Source organism: Rhodopseudomonas sp. BR0G17, from assembly GCF_010907025.1.
Classification (GTDB): Bacteria; Pseudomonadota; Alphaproteobacteria; order Rhizobiales; family Xanthobacteraceae; genus Rhodopseudomonas; species Rhodopseudomonas palustris_H.
On sequence record NZ_QUML01000017.1, the window covers coordinates 81131 to 101594 of the forward strand.

Below are 20464 nucleotides of genomic sequence, written 5' to 3' on the forward strand. Positions count from 1 at the left end.
TCATCGGGCGTTACTTCATCTTCGCCGCGAAGATGCCGGCGCCGAGATAGCCCGGGCCGCTAACCGCGAGGCTGCCGCCCATCTCGCCGACCGGGCTCGACACGCCGCGGAAGAACGATCCCACCAGCGCCATATTGCGCGTGCCGACGTTTCCGGCGAGCGATCCGGCGAAGCCTGTCGTTCCCGAGAGCAACGAGACTTGGCCGGCGTAGTTGGTGCCGTCGAGGCCGGTGACACTCACCTGCCCGGTCCGCGCACCGAAATTGACCGTGTTGTTGAAGACGCCGGCCGCGTAATAGACGGCGCCGTCGTTCTGGATCGCTGCGACGGCATGGCCGACATAGCTCGCCTGCCCGCTGAGTGGCACCTCGCCGGCGGTGGGCGGCCGGCCGGCGACCCAGAAGCCATGAGCCCAATCGTAATAAGGCCCCTGATTGCTGCCGCTGCTCCAGAAGCCCCATTTGGTGTAGTCGCAGTCGCAGGGCTGGATGTTGCCGAAGCCCAATGCCGAGCCGTATTGCTGTGCCATCTCGCGGGAGATCGTCACCATCGCGCCGGTCTGGTTGGTGATCGGCGCGTCGTCGATGGTCGACACGATCGCGCCATTCCTGCGGATCGCCGGCCCGGCGGCAAAATTCGACTGGTCGTAGTAGCCGCCTTGCGGGTCTTCACTCGGGTCGAGGAAACCGAACTGATAGCTGAACGATCCCGGCAGATAATTGCCGTTCGCATCGTGCGCGACGGTGCCGTCGAAATTGGCCTGGACGCGGCGACGGACGGCATCGATACCGACCACCGCGGTGCCGGTGAATGGGCCGACCGTCCCATAGCCATAATTGCCGGAGGTCGGGCTCGAGGCGGTGAGCCACGTCGTCATCAGGCCGCCGATGAAGCCAAACAGCGTGCCTGACGCCTGCTGAGTGGCGGTCTTTTCCACCGCGGTCTGCTGGGTCGAGGTCTGGATCGTCTGGTTCAGGGTCGACGCGGCCTGATTGATCGGCGGCAGCGGCGTCGGCACCTGCGGCGTCAGCGAGCCGGCGACCGACCCATTGGGAGTGCCGGTGGCGCGGGCCTCGGCGCGCTGCACGTTGCCGCGCGAAGCGGTACCCTGCCCGGCGCCGCCGCTCTGACCGGGCGCGCTCTGGAACGACTGAATTAGATTCTGCACGAAGTTCGGCGGCGGCGGTCCCGGAGGTGACGGCGGCTGGCCGGCGCCGGGGGTCTGGGTGAATTCACCGGCGCCGAGCGTCACCGTGCCGCCGGGCGTCGTCACCGTCGAGGAGCCGTAGCCCGCAAACACGAAGCCGGTTCCGATCATCGCGACGCCGCCGCGGATGCCGACGGTGGCCGCGGCAGTTTTGATCTCGGCATCGCCGGTGTGGCTGATCTGGCCGCCGACGAACCGGAGCGCGCCCTTGCCGAGCCGGGCCGCCAGCTTGCCGGTGCCGGAATTCGGATCATAGACGTATTCGTCGATCGTCAGATCGCTGTTCGGCCCGACCGTCATCGAGGTCTTGTCGATGAACAGGATCTGCACCGAGCCCTTATCAGTGGTCTTGATACGCTCCTTGTGGGCGATCGACTCGCCGATCGAAATCGTCCGCAAGTTCGCCGTCGCGGCGGGGTTCACGGCCGATGCCTTGCCGACCTCCTGCGCCACCGCGAGATTTGCGCCGCTCCCGGCCGCGAGCAGTGCGGCGGCTCCGATCATCCATCCCGACAGACGCATCGCGAGCCTCCTCAGAAACGCACCGTCGGCCCGAGCGAGGCCGACAGGTTGTTGGTGCGATAGTTCGGCAGGTTGGAGTCGATCTTGGTGTAGAGCACCTGGGTGCGCACGCCGACATTGCCGGCGATCTGCGCATCGAGAATGGCGCCGTAGCGGTATTCGTCCTCGCGCCGCACCAGCGTCGGGTCGACGATGAAGTTCGGCGCATCGTAGTTCGAGCGGCTGTAGCCGATGGTCGGCGCCACCACGAACTGATGCGGCTGGCCGAACACCGGCACCACGAATTCGACCGGGAACGCCATATCGATCGAATAGCGCTTGTAGCTGTTGTAGTCCGCGACCGCCTTGTTGACGTCATAGCCGCCGCGGGTGGTCCAGTGCACCGGACCAAACCGGAAATCGGTGGTGATCGCCGCCGTGGTCAGATCGCCGGTCTGGGTGCCGGCGGTCGGGTAGTAGGTCGAGTCGGTGAACTTGCGGTGCCGGGTCTCGACGTAGCCTTCGATCAGACCATTGTCGCCGATCGTCGAGCGCGCTGACAAACCGCCGCCGAGCGCACCGAAATAGCTGTAGTCGCCGAGCCAGACCTTGTCGCCGATCGCGTAGTATTTGAACGAGGCGTTCTGGCCGATCCCGACGCGGTGGCCGACCGTGCCTTCGAGCAGGCCGAGGTTGAACTGGCTCTGCGTGAACTGCCGCGAATTGTAGCCGAGGAAGGTGGTCTCGATCGCGTCGCCGCGCATGTTGAGCTTGTAGGCGTAGGCGGCGGTGATGCTCTGGAACGCGTTCCAGTCCGGTTTGCGGCCGAACCGCGGATCGAGGATCGCATCCTGGCCGAGTGCGCGCACCTGCAGCGAATTCGGCCCGATATTGGCGTTGGTCTGGTAGCGCATGCCGCCCTGCAGGAACACGCTGTATTCGTGCTTCGACAGCCGCCGGTCAATCTCGGCCAGATACGCCATCACCTGGCCGCGGATTTCGTCCGGAACGTTGCCGCCCTTGATCGCGTCGAGCAGATAGCCGCGCGCGATCTCATACGAGGCGAGCTTGAAATACAGCACGCCGAGTTCGAGCTTCACCCGCGGCAGATCGGGATTGAAGAACAGCATCCGCTCCAGCGCGCCGATCGCGGCCTCGTAGTCGCCGCGCTCGACCGCCGCATGGGCGAATTTGAAGCTGACGTCGAGATTGGCCGGCTGCTGATACATCTGGTTGAACAGCGCGTCGTAGCCCTGCTGCACAACCGCGGCGGGAGTCGCCTTCTGCTCCTGCGCGGACGCGACCGAGCCTGCGATCACCGTCGCCGCCACAGCGCATAACCATGTCGCCTTCAATCGCACGCCGCACCCCGAAATGATCTGTCTGGAAACTGATTGCTCGTTGGCCGAGCTAATTGGTCGGGATTTTGCTGGAGGCGTTCGGCCAGCGGTATCTTTTTTTACGCGAAAGGTCCGCAATTGCACGCCGACGTGGCCTTTTTGCCACGCGGAACGTCCCGAAAAAGAACGGAACCGGCAGTTCACGCAAGAACTGAGCTTCGCCGCTCGGGATACTGGCGCTGGAACCGATGGCCGCCCGTCCAACTGCGGCCCCAGAGCAACACAGCAAGAGGGAATCTCCATGGCCGATGCAGCCGCCCGCAGCCCGACCTCGCCGTTCGAAATCCGCCATGCGGTGACGATCGCAGCGCCGCCCGAGGCCGTGTTCGACTACGTCACCAATCCGAAATCCTGGCCGGAATGGCTGCCCTCCTCCCACGCGCTCGAATGCGACGACCGCCCGATGGGATTCGGCGATACCTTCCACGAGCACTGGTCGACCCGCAGCGGCCCGGTCGACCTCGACTGGCTGGTGATCGCCTGCGACCGCCCACTGCTGTGGATCGGCCTCACCCAGACCAGCTTCATGGGGCCGGTGGTGGTGCACTACACGTTCGAAGCCGTGGACGGCGGCACCCGCTTCACCCGAATCCTGCGCAACCCGGCACGGCCAAAACCGCCTACGCCGGAGATGGTCGAGCGGGTGAGCGCGGAAGCGGAGCTGGGGCTGGAGAATATCAAAAGGATTGTGGAGCGGCGGTGAGCTAACCGGAGAAGCGGTGGCCAACAGGGTCGACACGGCCTAATGGCCGCTATGGGCCAGAAGCTGATTTGAGAGATGTGGCAGCTGTTAGGCGCAAAGCGGACCACTTCCATCCGCCTGGAGCCTAGCTCGGCATTGGCCATCCTGGACTGGAGTGAAAGCTTTGTGATTCATTTGGATAGGAGGGGGCGTTTGCAGCCTCTGTGCAAGAAGGTTTTACGATGTTTTACGATCCGTTCTCGCGATGTTCCCCTCACTAATTCAACTCTCGGACGCCCATCATGCGCTAGGCGACGCGTGCCATGTCGCGTGTGATCGCGAATAAGCGTATATGCGCAGAGCCGCCACCCGCGCTTGGCGGTTCGTGTCAATTTCAGCCCTCACGCGGTACTGGGCCGTGAGGCAGTGAGGACGAAGATGTCGGCGACGATGATTCAGCTTGGTGTCGACGACTGCTGCAATGACGCTGGACTTCGTTCGCGCATATCGCAGACCGCCAAGGCCCCCCATACACGTATTTACGTTGTGATGGAGGATGGACTTGAGGTCGCCTTCCTAGCCCTCGATCAGATCCCCTATGTTGACTATCTCGTTCTGTACGAGATTTTCGTGCGGACGGACTGTCGCGGGAAGGGTCTCGGTTCGCGTCTGCTGGGCGAAGTCGAAAGCTTAGCCAAGGCTCTCGGCTACGAAAAGATCACGCTATCGCCGCGGCCATTAGAGCAGGGTCATTCTGAAGAAGAACTTATCGCTTGGTACAAGATTCATGGCTACGCCGAAAGACCGAACTGCCCCACCGAGCTGGAAAAGAGCATCGATCCGTCGGGTATTCGGTCCAGGCCATGATGAGAACTAAGCGTATGCGTTGGCATGATTGATTCGGAATCCGACGAGATCAGCGGCCGAAAGCAGGCCCTCGTATCGGGAAGGTGAGATCTGAGCGCTTCGCTTGCTCGAAATGTCGTTGAAGCCACGAAAAATGGTCAACGTTTCGCTTCAGCTCAATCTTCTTCTTCTCGATGTAATATCTCTCCATGGGGCCGAACGGATCGTCCGCCCGGTGGCGTCCGAGATGATAGAAATCGGCCCAGTCCTCGAGGTTTGACTTCCGCCAAGCGAAACCATTGCCACAAAAGACAAGAATGCCGGGTCCCGGTCGGATGGCCTTGGCGGCGGCCAGACGCTCCTCGAAGTCCATGGTGTATTCGAGGAAACGCGAGCGCGAGGCGAAAGCGTCCCCATAGATCGCGCCGCCCATCTGTCGAGGGTTTACAACGAACTCGACGTTCTTCGGATGATACTGCTTTCGCTTCTCGAATTTGTTGTAGGTGTCCAGTGTGGCTCTGGTCTCTGGCCGCACCGTCTTGACTTCGACATAAAGATTGTCTCTGCCGCGATCGACGACGAAGTCGATCCTGCGCCCATCGGGAAGCAGGTCTGGCTCATATTCAATACGTGCTGTCTGCAAGGCCGGGTCGTCGACCAGCACCTTGGCGACCGCGAGTTCGTTGACGACCTCAATCAAGCGCCGATCGCGCTTGCCATGTGACGCGTGATATTCAGCGACGGCAGCTTCGAACTGATCCCACAGCACTTGGCCGCGGACAACCCGCCTTCCTTGACCGACCAGGAGGTTCCGGTATTCGGCAATTGCCTCCGCGACGAACGTGTCGAGTTCGCTAGTTGCATAGACGACACGGACGAGATGGTTGACCTTTGCGATCATGCCGCGAATGGCCGGTGTATCGGGTTGCTCGGCAAAGCGCCCAATGCGGTTCAGTTGCAGTCCGATCAACGTTGCCCGTTGATCAGAGGGGCGTCGGATGGGACTGCGGATTTGTTCGATGGTGAGAGTAGCGTGCGGCATGGCGAAAGTCTAACGGTTGCGGTCACTTGGTGATCTCTACTAGCGCTTCCTCGGGTGTAAGCGCCTCTCCCTCATCAAGCTCCGGGAATACTTCAGCCGCAACGGCTGGGGCGGGCGGCGTGCTCCGCTTCACGGCGAAAGTGACGGTCCGGCCGCTTTCCAGGACCGAACGGATCATGGTCTCAAGTGACGCCGACTGCGTAATTGTGGTCCCCACCCAGGATCCAGCGACGAGGGTGATAAACTCCGTCCCGCTCAGCTTTCGCCCCACATTGTTGTACGTCAGCAAGTTGCCACCTCGTGCACCCTTCAGGCGGCCGCTTTGAGCCAGGCTCTTCCACAGTCCAAGCGGCAGGTACATTCCCGGAAACAAGCCTCTGTCGTCGGGATTGAACACGATCCGCGAGCAGAATTTTAGGAAGAACGGGTTGCTACTAAGGCGGAATGCGTCCGGATCGGTGTCGGGCTCGATCTTATCGAGTTCCTCCAACAGCTTGTCCATGCGCGCAATCTCGCCGGAAAACTGGTCCTCGTCGGTCCATCTGAATTCATGCTCGTTGTCGACCTTCTCCAGCGCCTTGTACTGGACCAGGATGAACGAGCGATACGTTTCGTTGAAATAGATGAGGTCGGCGCCAGTCTGCTGTTCGAGCGGAAGACGGTTGGCCATGACCACTGTGACGCGGACGGCGGAATCTGTTTCGGACTGGAATGTTCGGACCGCGATATGAGGCGCTTCGCTGATCGCGTTGAATCCGGGCAGGCTCGCGAGATCTGCATGAAGCATCACGTCTTCCCTGACCCTCGCGGCCCCAAGGCCATCCAGAAACGAGGCGCGCTCAACTGTCCCCGGCGTCCATTCGAGGATGCCCTGCGTTCCTACCCCGGCAATTTCCAGCGCCGCCCCCAGCGTCTCCTTTTGCAGCGCGAGATTCTTCTTCTCGCGGTCCCCAAGGGCCGCCATCAACTCGCGGCGGCTTGCCGACATCCTGCTGAGCTTCTCCTGAAGTACCGGATCCATCTCGCTCAGCACATCGACGACAGCGCTCATCGTCTTGGGCGGCAGCAAACCGCTGATCGAAAGGGCCTTTCGCAGACCGGGCTTGAACTTTGCTGGGACGCGTCCGATGACCTCCTCGAACGGGATCGGACGCGTCAGCGCTTCAAGGGAGATCATGTTGAGCCGAACGAGCCCGGTGCCGGCCGAGGCCCCCTTGCGTGCCTCCCCGACGTGGGTGAGGTGGCCATCTTCAAACGCGGCAAGGACTACTAGCGGGGCACGTCGGCTGTGACCAAAAGCCGGAACGGGTTCGGACGCCCTAGGCCCGCCAAACCATCCCGGTTCGGCGTTCAGAAGCGTTTCGCGCCTCTCGGGGCGCACATTCAAGACATAGACCGACGCTGTAGCCACGCTGTCTTTCATCCCCTTGCTCAGCCGAAATGTTGCACGGTGCACAAAATGAAAATGCCTGCGAGCATGGGCAGTCCACTAGAATAGCGCCGTTGGCGCGCCTACATATACGCCCCGATACAGGAGGTTGGAATGGATTCGACGGTCGGTATCGCCGCCACGAAGATGCTCGATACGTTCAAGTCGATACCCACGTGGTTGTTTTTTGGACTTTCTATTTCCCTCTTAGTGAGCTGGCTGTGGCCGCAGTTTCTAACCGCGTTGCCCGAATCGCTGCGCTCGAACATCCCGGTCGCGCTGCTCTTCGTGACAACGTTGACTATCTGCAAACTCTTCAGTTTGTTGTTGGCAAATGTTGCCGACCGCCGGCAGCGGTCGCGCGCACTCGACCTTGAACGTCTGATCTATCTCTATCGTCCGCTCAATGCGCTGTTTCTGACCCGCCACATCACGGTCTACACCGGGGAGGCGTCGCCATACCTGCGGCAACGGCTTGAAAACGCCTGGGACGAGCTCGGGTCGCATGGGCGGCGCTCGCGACGCCTCAAGCGCGCCTGGCACGCGCTTTTCGACAAGCAGCGTTCATTAAGCTTCGAGGTTGAATATGGTGGGGGCTTTCCGTTGGCCAAGATCATCGACCTGGTGCGCACTGACGTCCGCTATGCCGGGCCTGAACTTCAAGGCCTCATCAATCGTGCAGATCGTTCGCAATATGAGGAGTACGACCGCGCGCTGATGACCAACGCCGAATATGCCCTGTTCGAGCACATCGATCGCGAGCATCGCCGTCTGTCGGCTCGGGTGGGATAGAGCACGAGCAGGCCCTGCAGTCGTAAGAGCCACGATCCGCGTCTCCCTGAGGGGCTGGACTGTCGGCTTCGCCGAAGCCCCGCTTGCCGCGGGGCTTCACTCTTCGGGCCTCCTCCCTAGCGCGGCCTCGCTAAGACTCCGGTGACTACCAGGCCGCTTGGATATGTTGAAGGGAGACGGAGAGTGGCGGCGGCTGTTGGCACATCGGCGGACATCCTGCGGATGCACTAGATCTGCTAAGGGTCATTACCTGACATCGACTTAAGTACACTCTCCGGACCTGAAAGTCGCGCTTCGCTGCTCGTATCGGCCTCTGATCGGCCGCGGGCTTCGCCAATAGCCGATGCATGTGCGTGCAGCTCGTCCGCGTCGTTTTCTTCGATCGCTAAGGTCCGCCAAATCCGCAGGACCGGATTGACGCCCCCGCCGACATAGATTATATTCCTATTTGTCTCGTTCGCGAGGGGCGCTTCTCGAGGGCGCTTGCGAGGCGGAGCGGGATACGGCGTCCTGCGTGACGTGCCTCGCAAGCACGCGCCCGGGAGGTTGAGGGTCACCGTCCGCCGCTACTACGAGCGGCCGCCGCTTCAGAGGCTGGACGGGTCGAGTAGAGGCCGGGGAAAGCCCGCAAGCTCGCTCGGTCCCGGAAGAGCGGTCCTTCAGCCAAAAACCGCCGGGGTGGCGCGCCGCAAGGCGACGCGCGGTTCGCGATCTTCGCCCCTCGCGCGGGCGAAGGCCGGATCGCGACACTACCCAACGCCGCGTCTTGCGGCGCGCCACCGCCCCTCACTTTGGGGCGGCTCTTCGGGCAAAGCTCGGGCGCATTGCGCCGCGAGGGTGCGAAGGCGTGGCTGTTTGAAGGTGCTGGTTATTTGGAGCTCAGCGGCCCGGAGGTCGCGGCCCGCGAGGGCGACGGGGCAAATGCGGATCGAGGCGACGTCCCTAAGCACGACGTCATCGCCCGACTTGATCGGGCGACCCAGTATTGCAGAGCGCTCGTGTGCGCCGGAGTCATCAATTATCGCTCTGGGATACTGGGTCCCCCGCATGCGCGGGGGATGACGGCCGAGTGAGGTGACAACGCGACTAACCAAGTCAGCTATCGGCAATGACGCATTGTGATGGCGCGTAGTACGCAGCCTCACGCCACCTTCTTCACGTCCTTGATCTCCGAGAACACAATGCCTTCGGCGCGGTCTCTCGTGTAGCCGAGATAGAATTCGTTCTTGGCGAGGTACACCGGATCGCCGTCGACGTCGTCGGCGATCGACGAGCCGTTGTTGGCGATGAAGGTGTCGAGCTTCTTGCGGTCGTCGGACGAGATCCAGCGCGCGAGCTGGAATTCGGAGACTTCGAAATCGACCGGCAGCTGATACTCCGCTTCGAGCCGCGCCTTCAGCACGTCGAGCTGCAGCGGGCCGACGACGCCGACCAACGCCGGCGCGCCGTCGCGCGGGCGGAACACCTGCACGACGCCCTCCTCCGACATCTGCTGCAGCGCTTCTTTCAGCTTCTTGGCCTTCATCGCGTCGCCGAGCCGGACGCGGCGGACGATTTCCGGCGCAAAGCTCGGCACGCCGACGAAGGTCACGTCCTCGCCCTCGGTCAGCGTATCGCCGATCCGCAGCGTGCCGTGGTTGGGAATGCCGACGACGTCGCCGGCGAACGCTTCGTCCGCCACCGAGCGGTCCTGCGCGAAGAAGAACTGCGGGCTGGACAGCGGCATCGCCTTGCCGGTGCGCACCAGCTTGGCCTTCATGCCGCGGGTCAGCTTGCCCGAGCACAGCCGCGCGAACGCAATCCGGTCGCGGTGGTTCGGATCCATATTGGCTTGGATTTTGAACACGAAGGCGCTCATCTTCGGCTCATCGGCGGCGATCTTGCGCAAATTGCTTTCCTGCGCGCGCGGCGGCGGCGCGTAGCGGCCGAGCCCCTGCAGCAAATCGCCGACGCCGAAATTGCGCAGCGCCGAGCCGAAATACACCGGCGTCAGGTGGCCTTCGCGAAACGCCTCGAGGTCGAACGGCTTGCACGCCTCGGTGGCGAGCTCGAGCTCCTCCTTGACCGCGGCGACGTCGAGATTGGCGTGACGCTTGCCGAGCTCCTCGATGGTGATCTGCTCGGCCGCACCGGTTTTGGCGCCGCCGCCTTCGAGCAGACGCACGCCGCCGTTCAGCACGTCGTAGGTGCCGAGGAAGTCGCGGCCGCGTCCGACCGGCCAGGTCATCGGCGTGGTGTCGAGCGCCAGCGTCTTCTCGATCTCATCGAGCAGATCGAAGGTGTCGCGGCTCTCACGGTCCATCTTGTTGATGAAGGTGATGATCGGAATGTCGCGCAGCCGGCAGACCTCGAACAGCTTGCGGGTGCGCGCCTCGATGCCCTTGGCGGCGTCGATCACCATCACGGCGGAGTCGACGGCGGTCAGCGTCCGGTAGGTGTCTTCCGAGAAGTCCTCGTGGCCCGGGGTGTCGAGCAGGTTGAACACCAGGCCGTCGAACTCGAAGGTCATCACCGAGGTGACCACCGAGATGCCGCGGTCGCGCTCGATCTTCATCCAGTCCGACCGGGTGTTGCGGCGCTCGCCCTTGGCCTTGACCTGACCGGCCAAATTAATGGCGCCGCCAAACAGCAGCAGCTTTTCGGTCAGCGTGGTCTTGCCGGCGTCAGGATGCGAAATGATCGCAAAAGTGCGCCGCCGCGCCACTTCATGGGCGAGCGAAAACGGGGTCGAGGACGGCGCTTCGGCCGGAACAGCGGTGTCGGACATTCATCAGCCTGTGGCAGGGAAAGCCGGCGCGATCAAGGGCTTCCGGCGGGTCGCAGCGCCTGCAGTTGCGCGGCGGAACGGCGTCCCTCATATAAGGGATCGAGGACGACCTCAAAATCACCTTTTCGGCCGGGACGACCCGGCCTCCTCAAGACCGCGCATTGCGCCGGCGCGCTATCCCGTTGGATGGCCTCATCAATATTGCCGGGACGTGTGCAAGGAGGCCGCTATGGCTTGGTTCTATCTGTTCGTCGCCGGTCTGATGGAGATCGGCTGGGCGCTCGGCCTGAAATACACCGAAGGCTTTACCCGCTTGGTTCCGACGGCGCTGACCGTGTCGGCGATGGTCGCCAGCGTCGCACTGCTCGGGCTCGCGCTGAAGACGCTGCCGATCGGCACCGCCTATGCGGTGTGGAGCGGCATCGGCGCGGTCGGCACCGCGGCGCTCGGCATCGCGCTGTTCGGCGATCCGGCCACGGTCGGCCGCCTCGCCTGCATCGGTCTGATCGTCGCCGGCATCGTCGGGCTCAAGCTGGTGGCCTAAAGGCGAAGCTTCTGCGTTATTGCGAGCGAAGCGAAGCAATCCAGCGCCTCGCGCGGCGCGATGGATTGCTTCGTCGCTGCGCGCCTCGCAATGACATTGTGTTTAGAACGCCGGCACCAGCCGCGTGGCCCAATACGCCAGCGCCGCGACGATGGCCGAGGCCGGGATCGTGATCACCCAGGCATAGACGATCGAGCTCGCCACGTTCCAGCGCACCGCCGACATCCGGCGCGCGGCGCCGACGCCGACGATCGCACCGGTGATGGTGTGGGTGGTCGACACCGGAACGCCGAGGAAGGTCGCCATGAACAGCGTCGCGGCGCCGCCGGTTTCGGCGCAGAAGCCCTGCATCGGCGTCAGCTTGGTGATGCGCAGTCCCATGGTGCGGACGATCCGCCAGCCGCCCATCAGGGTGCCGAGCGCCATCGCCGCCTGGCACGACAGCACCACCCAGAACGGCACCGAGAACTCGCCGCCGAGATAGCCCTGCGAATACAAAAGCACCGCAATGATGCCCATGGTCTTCTGGGCATCGTTGCCGCCGTGGCCGAGCGAATACAGCGATGCGGAGGCGAACTGCAGGATGCGGAAGGCGCGGTCCACCGCGAACGGCGTCGACCGCACCGACGCCCACGACACGATTGCCACCAGCACCAGCGCCAGCAGAAAACCGACCAGCGGCGACAACACGATCGCCAGCAGCGCCTTGGTCAGGCCGCCCCACACCGCAGCCGACAGTCCGGCCTTGGCGAGGCCGGCGCCGAGCAGGCCGCCGATCAACGCATGCGACGAGCTCGACGGGATGCCGAGCCCCCAGGTCACCAGGTTCCAGACGATCGCGCCTGTCAACGCGGCGAAGATCACCGAGGCGTCGATCACGCTGGGCTCGATGATGCCAGTGCCAATGGTGTTGGCGACGTGCAGGCCGAACACCATGAAGGCGATGAAATTGAACGAGGCCGCCCAGAACACCGCGTAATGCGGCCGCAGGACGCGGGTAGAGACGATGGTGGCGATCGAATTGGCGGCGTCGTGCAGGCCGTTCAAAAAGTCGAACAGCAGCGCGACGGCGATCAACCCGACCAGGATGGGCAGCCCGAGCGAAGCGTCCACGGCCGGCCCCTGCCCTAGACCTGCTCGATGACGATGGAATTGATCTCGTTGGCGACGTCGTCGAAACGGTCGGCGACCTTCTCGAGGTGGTCGTAGATCTCGGCGCCGACGATGTAATCCATGGTGTTGGCGTTACGGTGCTTGAGGAACAGTTCCTTCAGCCCGATATCGTGGAGATCGTCGACCCGGCCTTCCAGCTTGGTGATCTCCTCGGTCATCGCCGTCAGCATCTGCAGGTTCGGCCCGATCGACTGCATCAGCGGCACCGCGCGGCCGACCAGATTGGCGCTTTCGACCAGTAGCGACCCGATCTCGCGCATCGGCGGCTCGAACTCGCGGACCTCGAACAGGATCACCGCCTTGGCGGTCTGCTGCATCTGGTCGATGGCGTCATCCATCGACGTGATCAGGTTCTTGATGTCGACCCGGTCGAACGGGGTGATGAAGGTCCGGCGCACCGCGGTCAGCACCTCGCGGGTGATGTTGTCGGCCTCGGATTCGAAATGGCTGACGCGCTGGCAGTGCACCAGCGTCTCGTCGCCGCCGCGCAGCATGTCCTGCAGCGCCTGGGCTCCCTGCACGACCGTATGCGTGTGCTGGGCGAACAGGTCGAAGAACCTCTCTTCCTTGGGCAGAAAGGCTCGAAAGTATCGTAGCATCGGGAGCTATCCGGTTGACGTAACGCGGGTTCGTAGGTCGGCCATGGGAGACCGGAGACGCCCGACCGCGTCACACCGGCGTCATAAAACACTTCAGAGGCTCACAGGCAACCGTCCATTCCGGACCGACGGGACGCGTGAGCCGCGGACCGGTCCCGTCCGCCATCGGACGACACGAGATCGGGGCATTTCGGTGATCGCTGGGTCCCCTCGTCCACAGATTTTGCCCGGCCGCCGGGTTGCCGGCAGATGCCGCCGTCACGGCCTGGGCGCCTCCTGCTCGCGAATCACTTCAACGCGCTGATGTGAAATCGAGGGCCGTGAGGCCGCGTAGCAGTGGTAATCGAGGAATGGACGAGCGTGGCCGAACGGACCATCACGACAAAATATTGAGGATGGCGAAAGCGGCCTCACCGCCTCTTCAACTCAGAAAGTTTGCAATCGATCACGGCACCTTAGCAGAAATTGCTGAGACCAAATCGGAGCTTGTTGAATCGCCTACTAAACGTGGCCTCGTATTGAATTTGTTTACGCTCTGTTAGACTCGGCCGACCTGTCACAACCAAACCGCGGCGCATGTCACCGCAGAACTGGGCGGCCATGATTCAACGCGTTCTTGGCATCATCGCTGGCGTCGATCGCAAGACTCTTCAGAGCTGCCCGGCCTCCGACAAATTATGGGCCACGCATCTCGGCGCATCGCTCTGTCTGTCGTTCGTGGTCGTGCTCGGCGTGTCGTTCCACGCCACCGGCTACATGATCGACAATATATGGACTCGGCTGCTGGTCTCGACGGTGATCGCACTGACCGTGCTGATGTTCGACCGCGCGCTGTGCCAATCCGACTGGTTCTATCAGGGCACGCTGTGGAATACCTCTGCGATCCAGTCGCGCGCCGAGGCCAAGCAGACCGCGTGGCGGTTCGTCCGCGTCGGCATCCGGCTGACGCTGTCGTTCGGGCTCGCCTGGGTGATCGCGATGTTCCTGGAACTCGCGATCTTCTCCTCGACCATCAACGAGAAGATCGAAGCCGACCGCGTCGCCGCCAACCAGCCGGTCTACGACAAGATCGCAGCTTTCGAAGCCGGGCTGAACGCCGAAGCCAAGCGCCGGCTCGCCGACATCGAACAGCTCGAGGCGCTGCACCGCGACGCCCTCACCGAGCAGCCGAAGCCGGAGCCGACCACCCAGGCCCGCACCGAGGACATCGAGCAGCAGATCCGCGCGCTGGCGACCCGCGAGGCCGGCATCCGCGCCGACATCGCCGAGATCGACAAGACGATCCAGCGCTACATCGCCGACATGAACGCCGAAGAGTTCGGCCTGAAAGCCACGCCGAACAATTCCGGCCGCCCCGGCGCCGGCCCCCGCTACGAATTCGCCAGGAAGCAGCGCCAGGCTTTCCAGGCGCAGCGCGCCGAGCGTGAAGCTGAGATCGCCCAGCTCCACGTCCGCCGCGACGACCTCCGCGCCGCTCAGGCCAAGATTACCGCGGACGCGCTCGGCGCCCGCGAGCAGGAGCGCGGGGCGATCAAGGCGCGCGCCGATGCGCTGCAGCAGCGGATCGATGCGGCCCGCGCCGACCTGAAGCAGTTCGAAATCGACAAGGCCGCAAGCGTCGCCGACTTCCGCAAGAAGGTGATGGCAGACTCCTACTACCAGGAGAAGAAAGACAAATTCGATCCGCTGACTCGGATCGCGGCGTATCAGGAACTGAAGAACGACCCGCGTGACGGCGCCACCATGACGCTGTTCTCGTGGATGACCCGCTGCTTCATCATTTTCCTGGAAATCGTTCCGGTGGTTGCGAAAATCTTCTTCTCGCCGCCGAGCGTTTACGCCGCGAAGATTCAGGCTCAGGTCGAACGCGCGCGGCAGCGGATCGAGAACAACGAAGACCTCGAAGACGAAGCGCCGAAGCCCGCTCCCGCAGCCGCGGTGGCCGCGGTCGTCCAGCCAGCGGCGCCCGCTCCCGTCGCATCCGTGCAGCCACCAGCACAACCACCGAAACCACAACCGGTGACCCAAGAGCCAGTGCGCGCCGAAGAACCGCGCACTGCACCGCAGCGCCCTGCGGAGCGCCCGCGCAGCTTCGAGCATGCGTCCTATGATGACGAAGCCGAGTACGAGGAGATGCGCCGCCGCGACGATCACCGCGCCTACGAATGGCGGCGCTACGGCGGTCGCGACAGCGATGGCGGCTATGACGAGTACGATCCGCGCGAGGTCGAACGCCGCGAGTTCGCTCGCCGCCACGACTACGACCGCTATGACGACCGGCCGCGCCGCGCCACCGCTCGGCGTGCCCAGCCGCAATTCGTCGCACGCGACTATGCGGTCCGCGACTATGGCGGCCGCGACTTCGCAGAACCGGACTACGAAGCCAGCGACCTCGACGTTCGCAATCTGATCATGCCGCGGCGCGGCTCGGCGCGGCGCGAGGCCTACGCGGTCGAGCCGGCCGCGCGGGTTCGCGTCTCCGTCGATGACCGCGCGATGGCCCGGAGCGCTGCCCTGGAGCCGGCCGCCGAACGCAGCCTGCGCTGGCCGGACGGCATCCCGGTCGACGACCTCAACACCCGCGAACTGGTTCGCCAGGTGCTGGCCGATGCCGGCTCCGCCGCCCGCGCCGAACCAATGCGCAGCGAAGCGGCGCCAGCCGAGACGCCGCGCGTCGAAGCCCTGCGCCCGGTCGAGGCGTCCCCCCCCGAGCCCGTTCCCAGCGAGCCGGCCGCCGTCGAGCCCGCGACGCCCGTTCCTACCGCGGCTGAGCCTGCTTCCGCAGAGCCTGTCGACGTCGCGGTGGCCGAACCGGCGGCCTCGATCCCGGCCGCAGAGCCGGCCACGACGGTTGCCGAAGCGCCGACCGTACCGCCGCAGGCGCTGGAGCCGGATGTCATGCCGAACGTGCTGGCGCGCGCGCGACCCGCTCCAATGGAGCAGCCGACGCCTTCGCCCCAGGCGGCCATCCTGAGCGACGCCGGGACGGCAAGCACTGACCACGCCGAGGCGATCGGACCGCTGCCGAAATACAATGCCGACGTCGAGAAGCTGATGACCGAGGCGGTCGAGCAGTCCCGCCCGCGCAAGAAGGCGTCGCATCCCAAGCGAGAGCACCACGCCGAGGGCGACGCCGAACTGCCGCTGGAGCACACCGCCCGGCCGGAGACGCCCCCGCAGGCGTAGCGCCAGCGGGCTCAGAACCAACCAAACGCAAAACCGCCGCGCGGCTCAGCCGCGCGGCGGTTTTTGTTTTCTGACAGCGCTCTTCCGAGGCCCGCGAGCAGAAGACCAGCGCCCTTTGCGGCGCTTGCTTTTCCCTCTGCCCTCGCCTCGCCGTTACAGCGAGCGTTTGAACAGGTGCCCGATCTCGCCGACGACGCCGCGGCGGAAGGTCAGCACGCAGGCGACGAAGATCACGCCCTGGATCACCGTGACCCATTGGCCGAAGCCGGCAAGGTATTGCTGCATGGCGATGATCACGAAGGCGCCGACCACCGGGCCGAACACCGTCCCGAGGCCGCCGACCAGCGTCATCAGCACGATTTCGCCGGACATCGACCAGTGCACGTCGGTCAGCGAGGCGTTCTGCGCCACGAACACTTTCAGCGCGCCGGCAAAGCCCGCGAGCGTGCCCGACAGGATGAACGCCAGCAGCTTGTACTGGTCGGTCTTGTAGCCGAGCGAGATCGCCCGCGGCTCGTTCTCGCGGATCGCCTTCAGCACTTCGCCGAACGGCGAGTTGATCGCGCGGTAGATGATCAGGAAGCCGAGCAGGAAGCCCGCCAGCACCACGAAATACAGCGTGGTGGCGTTCGACAGGTCGATGAAGCCGAACAGCTTGCCCTGCGGAATGCCCTGGATGCCGTCTTCGCCATGGGTGAACGGCGCCTGCAGATAGATGAAGTACAACAGCTGCGACAGCGCCAGTGTGATCATCGCAAAATAGATGCCCTGGCGGCGGATCGCGATCAGCCCGGTCACCACAGCCAGCGCGAACGCTGCCCCGGTGCCGGCGATGATCGCCAGTTCTGGCGGCAGTCCCCACACCTTCAGCGCATGGCCGCTGACGTAGCCGGCGGTGCCGAGAAACATCGCGTGGCCGAACGACAGCAGGCCGCCATAGCCGATCAGCAGATTGAAGGCGCAGGCGAGCAGCGCGAAGCACAGCCCCTGCATCACGAAGAACGGATAGACGCCGGTGAACGGCACCACGACCAGCAGCGCGGTCATGACGCCGAACGCGATCATCTCGTCGCGCACTGGGCGGCGGGTCGTGGTCGGGACGGAATTCTGCGTAATCGTGGTCATGTCAGGTTGCCCGTCCAGTCAGGCCCGAGGGTTTCACCAGCAGCACCAGCACCATCAGCACGAACACCACGGTGTTGGAGGCCTCGGGGTAGAAGTATTTGGTCAAGCCCTCGATCACGCCGAGGGTAAAGCCGGTGATGATCGAGCCCATGATCGAGCCCATGCCGCCGATCACCACCACCGCGAACACCACGATGATCAGATCGGCGCCCATCAGCGGCCGGACCTGGTTGATCGGCGCCGACAGCACGCCGGCGAGCGCCGCCAGCCCGACGCCGAGGCCGTAGGTCAGCGTGATCATCCGCGGCACGTTGATGCCGAACGCCCGCACCAGGGTCGGGTTCTCGGTGGCGGCGCGCAAATAGGCGCCGAGCCGTGTGCGCTCGATCAGGAACCAGGTGAGCAGGCACACCACCAGCGAGAACACCACCACCCAGCCGCGATACACCGGCAGGTACATGAAGCCGAGATTGATCGCGCCGCGCAGCTGTTCGGGGATCGCGTAAGGCAGGCCGGACGATCCGAAATAGTTCTGGAACACGCCCTGGATGATCAGCGCGACGCCGAAGGTCAGCAGCAGGCCGTAGAGGTGATCGAGCCCCGACAGCCATTGCAGCAGCGTGCGCTCCATCACCATGCCGAACAGGCCGACGATGATCGGCGACAGAATCAGCGCCCACCAATAGTTCAGGCCGAGCAGGTTGAGCAGGAAATACGCGCAGAACGCGCCCATCATGTACAACGCGCCGTGCGCGAAGTTGATGATGTTGAGCATGCCGAAGATCACGGCGAGGCCGAGGCTGAGCAGCGCATAGAACGAGCCGTTGATCAGGCCGACCAGAAGCTGCGCCAACAGAGCGGGGACGTTGATATCCATCTTGCTCTCAGTCTTTCGTGGAGGTCACCGGTCCCGCCGTCAGACGCCGAGATAGGTGTGAAGCTTGTCCATGTTGGCTTCGAGCTCGGAATTGGCGAAGCCGTCGATGATCTTGCCGTGCTCGACCACGTAGTAGCGATCGGCCACCGTGGCGGCGAAGCGGAAGTTCTGCTCAACCAAAAGAATGGTGAAGCCCTGCTTCTTGAGCCGCGCGATGGTGTGGCCGATCTGCTGGATGATCACCGGCGCCAGACCTTCGGTCGGCTCGTCCAGCATCAGGAACCGCGCCCCGGTGCGCAGGATGCGGGCGATCGCCAGCATCTGCTGTTCGCCGCCCGAGAGCTTGGTGCCCTGGCTCTTCAGCCGCTCGCGCAGGTTCGGGAACAGTTCGAAGATCTGATCGAGCGACAACCCGCCGGGGCGAACCTGCGGCGGCAGCATCAGGTTTTCGCGGACGTCGAGGCTGGCGAAGATGCCGCGCTCCTCGGGACAGAACGCGATGCCGCGGCGGGCGATCTTGTCCGACGACGCCCGGCTGATGTCGGTGCCGTCGAACGTGACGGTGCCGCTGCGCTTGCCGACGATCCCCATCACCGCCTTCAGCGTGGTGGTCTTGCCGGCGCCGTTGCGGCCGAGCAGCGTCACCACCTCGCCTTCGCGGACGTCGAAATTCATGCCGTGCAGAATGTGGGACTCGCCGTACCACGCCTGCAGATCGCGCACGCTCAGCATCGCTGCGCCGGCAGCCGACGATGCGGGCCGTTCCATTGTGGTCGCCTCAACCATGACCCGCTCCGAGATAGGCTTCCTTGACCCGCTGATCCTGGGTCAGGTCGGTGTAGTTGCCTTCCGCCAGCACCTGGCCGCGGGTCAGCACGGTGATGACGTCCGACAGGTTGGCGACCACGCTCAAATTGTGCTCGACCATCAGGATCGTGTACTTGGCCGAGATCCGCTTGATCAGCGCCGCGATCTTGTCGATGTCCTCGTGCCCCATGCCGGCCATCGGCTCGTCGAGCAGCATCATCTCGGGATCGAGCGCCAGCGTGGTGGCGATCTCCAGCGCGCGCTTGCGGCCGTAAGCCATCTCGACCGCAGGCGTGTCGGCGAACTCGCTCAGCCCGACGTCATCGAGCAGTTCCCGCGCCCGGTGGTTGTACTTGTCGAGCACGCTCTTGGAGCGCCAGAAATCGAACGACGACCCGTGCTGCCGCTGCAGCGCGACCCGGACGTTCTCGAGCGCGGTCAGATGCGGGAACACCGCCGAGATCTGGAAGGAACGCACCAGCCCGAGCCGCGCCACGTCGGCCGGCGCCATCGCGGTGATGTCCTGCCCGTTGTACAGGATCTGCCCGGCGGACGGCCGCAGGAACTTGGTGAGCAGATTGAAGCACGTGGTCTTGCCGGCCCCGTTCGGACCGATCAGTGCATGAATGTGACCACGGCGGACCCGCAGGTTGACGTCCCGCACGGCAAAGAAGCCGGCGAATTCCTTCGTCAATCCGTTGGTTTCGAGGATGATATCATCGGCCAAGCAACTTCCCCCCATCGAACGCATGCGGTGCCGGCGCAGACGTCCGATGTCTTCTTTTTTGGAGCCGGTGCTCGGAGCGCCGTTGGCGCCCGGCCCGTCTTTCTGGCCCGACTATGCCGCTATTCGCGAGCCTTGTGCAAGATGCAAAGCTGGGCAGCGTTTGCGGCCGGTCGGTTTTGGGGAAACTCCTCCGCGCGGCGGAGCGGTGATCAGTATTAGCCAAACGCCTCGGCATAGGCTTCCGGGCGGAAGCCGACCAGCAGCTTGTGGCCGTGCTCCAGCACCGGACGCTTGATCATGGATGGCTGTGCCAGCATCAGCGCGATCGCCTTAGCTTCGGTCACCCCCTCTTTGTCGGCCTCGGGCAGCTTGCGGAAGGTGGTGCCGGCGCGGTTGAGCAGCGTCTTCCAGCCGGCCTGCTTCGCCCAGCGCTCGAGATGCTCCCGGTCGATGCCCGCGGTCTTGTAGTCGTGGAACGTGTAGCTGACGCCGTGGCCATCGAGCCAGGTCCGCGCCTTCTTCATCATGTCGCAATTCTTGATGCCATAGAGGGTGGTGGGCACGCGCAGGCTCCGCAAGATTGAAAGCAATCGACTCGCATTCAGGCCGCCCACCCCTCAGCCGTCAAGCGCGATGGCCGCGCTGTGCATGAACCCGCGAAAGAAGCTGGGAAGAAAGTCTGAGGCTGCGGAACGGCGCCTGTCACATCGGTTTCATCCAGCGATCCTAGAGCGGGTGGAATGCGGTTCTCCACGCCGCC

Annotated in this window: 16 protein-coding genes and 1 pseudogene; 5 read left to right on the plus strand and 12 right to left on the minus strand. The window is 63.9% G+C overall.

Features of this window, described 5'->3' with window-relative positions:
• Positions 1-10: 10 nt before the first annotated feature.
• The gene (locus DY467_RS14855) at positions 11-1729 is read right to left on the minus strand and encodes a FecR family protein (protein WP_164637112.1); all 1719 of its coding nucleotides are present in this window, start codon (positions 1727-1729) and stop codon (positions 11-13) included.
• 11 nt (positions 1730-1740) lie between these two features.
• A complete protein-coding gene (locus tag DY467_RS14860) occupies positions 1741-3069 on the minus strand; it encodes a hypothetical protein (RefSeq protein ID WP_164637114.1) in 1329 nt (442 codons plus the stop codon).
• 280 nt (positions 3070-3349) lie between these two features.
• Here DY467_RS14860 and DY467_RS14865 point away from each other — a divergent pair, with 280 nt between their 5' ends.
• A complete protein-coding gene (locus DY467_RS14865; protein WP_164637115.1) occupies positions 3350-3811 on the plus strand; it encodes an SRPBCC family protein in 462 nt (153 codons plus the stop codon).
• 417 nt (positions 3812-4228) lie between these two features.
• A complete protein-coding gene (locus DY467_RS14870; RefSeq protein ID WP_164637117.1) occupies positions 4229-4657 on the plus strand; it encodes a GNAT family N-acetyltransferase in 429 nt (142 codons plus the stop codon).
• Between the two features lie 844 nt (positions 4658-5501).
• On the opposite strand, the pseudogene rpmD reads toward DY467_RS14870, so the two are convergent.
• A pseudogene (gene rpmD, locus DY467_RS26535) lies at positions 5502-5678 on the minus strand (50S ribosomal protein L30); the annotation flags it as partial.
• Between the two features lie 22 nt (positions 5679-5700).
• A complete protein-coding gene (locus DY467_RS14880; RefSeq protein ID WP_164637121.1) occupies positions 5701-7101 on the minus strand; it encodes a hypothetical protein in 1401 nt (466 codons plus the stop codon).
• A gap of 120 nt (positions 7102-7221) precedes the next feature.
• Between DY467_RS14880 and DY467_RS14885 the strand changes: the two genes are divergently transcribed.
• Positions 7222-7899, plus strand: a complete 678-nt coding sequence (locus DY467_RS14885) for a hypothetical protein (RefSeq protein WP_164637123.1) — start codon at positions 7222-7224, stop codon at positions 7897-7899.
• A 1141-nt stretch (positions 7900-9040) separates the two neighbouring features.
• Here DY467_RS14885 and DY467_RS14890 read toward each other — a convergent pair.
• Entirely contained in the window at positions 9041-10666 is a 1626-nt protein-coding gene (locus tag DY467_RS14890; protein ID WP_164637125.1) for a peptide chain release factor 3, read from the minus strand.
• Positions 10667-10895: 229 nt separating this feature from the next.
• Here DY467_RS14890 and sugE point away from each other — a divergent pair, with 229 nt between their 5' ends.
• On the plus strand, positions 10896-11210 hold the full coding sequence (gene sugE / locus DY467_RS14895) for a quaternary ammonium compound efflux SMR transporter SugE (RefSeq protein ID WP_107344185.1): 315 nt from the start codon (positions 10896-10898) through the stop codon (positions 11208-11210).
• 102 nt (positions 11211-11312) lie between these two features.
• On the opposite strand, the gene DY467_RS14900 is transcribed toward sugE, so the two are convergent.
• A complete protein-coding gene (locus DY467_RS14900; RefSeq protein ID WP_107344184.1) occupies positions 11313-12323 on the minus strand; it encodes an inorganic phosphate transporter in 1011 nt (336 codons plus the stop codon).
• A gap of 14 nt (positions 12324-12337) precedes the next feature.
• Positions 12338-12982: a DUF47 domain-containing protein gene (locus tag DY467_RS14905; protein WP_104512446.1), complete on the minus strand. Its 645-nt coding sequence runs from the start codon at positions 12980-12982 to the stop codon at positions 12338-12340.
• Positions 12983-13582: 600 nt separating this feature from the next.
• Between DY467_RS14905 and DY467_RS14910 the strand changes: the two genes are divergently transcribed.
• Entirely contained in the window at positions 13583-16168 is a 2586-nt protein-coding gene (locus DY467_RS14910) for a DUF4407 domain-containing protein (RefSeq protein WP_246701552.1), read from the plus strand.
• 153 nt (positions 16169-16321) lie between these two features.
• Here DY467_RS14910 and DY467_RS14915 read toward each other — a convergent pair whose 3' ends face one another.
• The 5 genes from DY467_RS14915 to DY467_RS14935 form a co-directional block, all read right to left on the minus strand.
• Positions 16322-17293 carry a branched-chain amino acid ABC transporter permease gene (locus DY467_RS14915; RefSeq protein ID WP_164637127.1) on the minus strand — a complete coding sequence of 324 codons (972 nt, stop codon included), beginning with the start codon at positions 17291-17293 and terminating at the stop codon, positions 16322-16324.
• 1 nt (position 17294) lies between these two features.
• Positions 17295-18170: a branched-chain amino acid ABC transporter permease gene (locus tag DY467_RS14920; RefSeq protein ID WP_107344180.1), complete on the minus strand. Its 876-nt coding sequence runs from the start codon at positions 18168-18170 to the stop codon at positions 17295-17297.
• A gap of 39 nt (positions 18171-18209) precedes the next feature.
• Entirely contained in the window at positions 18210-18956 is a 747-nt protein-coding gene (locus DY467_RS14925) for an ABC transporter ATP-binding protein (protein WP_164637128.1), read from the minus strand.
• Positions 18949-19704 (minus strand): ABC transporter ATP-binding protein, encoded by a 756-nt coding sequence (locus DY467_RS14930; RefSeq protein ID WP_107344178.1) that lies wholly within the window; start codon positions 19702-19704, stop codon positions 18949-18951. The genes DY467_RS14925 and DY467_RS14930 overlap by 8 nt, the downstream gene beginning before the upstream one ends.
• A gap of 215 nt (positions 19705-19919) precedes the next feature.
• Positions 19920-20267 carry an ArsC family reductase gene (locus DY467_RS14935; protein WP_164637129.1) on the minus strand — a complete coding sequence of 116 codons (348 nt, stop codon included), beginning with the start codon at positions 20265-20267 and terminating at the stop codon, positions 19920-19922.
• Positions 20268-20464 lie beyond the last annotated feature (197 nt).

Excerpts from the sequence above, each read along its gene's own strand:
- DY467_RS14885 (WP_164637123.1), top strand. The coding sequence starts at position 7,222 with ATGGATTCGACGGTCGGTATCGCCGCCACGAAGATGCTCGATACGTTC.
- DY467_RS14915 (WP_164637127.1), bottom strand. The coding sequence starts at position 17,293 with ATGACCACGATTACGCAGAATTCCGTCCCGACCACGACCCGCCGCCCA.
- DY467_RS14925 (WP_164637128.1), bottom strand. The coding sequence starts at position 18,956 with ATGGTTGAGGCGACCACAATGGAACGGCCCGCATCGTCGGCTGCCGGC.
- DY467_RS14905 (WP_104512446.1), bottom strand. The coding sequence starts at position 12,982 with ATGCTACGATACTTTCGAGCCTTTCTGCCCAAGGAAGAGAGGTTCTTC.
- sugE (WP_107344185.1), top strand. The coding sequence starts at position 10,896 with ATGGCTTGGTTCTATCTGTTCGTCGCCGGTCTGATGGAGATCGGCTGG.
- DY467_RS14910 (WP_246701552.1), top strand. The coding sequence starts at position 13,583 with ATGATTCAACGCGTTCTTGGCATCATCGCTGGCGTCGATCGCAAGACT.
- DY467_RS14920 (WP_107344180.1), bottom strand. The coding sequence starts at position 18,170 with ATGGATATCAACGTCCCCGCTCTGTTGGCGCAGCTTCTGGTCGGCCTG.
- DY467_RS14855 (WP_164637112.1), bottom strand. The coding sequence starts at position 1,729 with ATGCGTCTGTCGGGATGGATGATCGGAGCCGCCGCACTGCTCGCGGCC.
- DY467_RS14880 (WP_164637121.1), bottom strand. The coding sequence starts at position 7,101 with ATGAAAGACAGCGTGGCTACAGCGTCGGTCTATGTCTTGAATGTGCGC.
- DY467_RS14870 (WP_164637117.1), top strand. The coding sequence starts at position 4,229 with ATGTCGGCGACGATGATTCAGCTTGGTGTCGACGACTGCTGCAATGAC.
- DY467_RS14890 (WP_164637125.1), bottom strand. The coding sequence starts at position 10,666 with ATGTCCGACACCGCTGTTCCGGCCGAAGCGCCGTCCTCGACCCCGTTT.
- DY467_RS14865 (WP_164637115.1), top strand. The coding sequence starts at position 3,350 with ATGGCCGATGCAGCCGCCCGCAGCCCGACCTCGCCGTTCGAAATCCGC.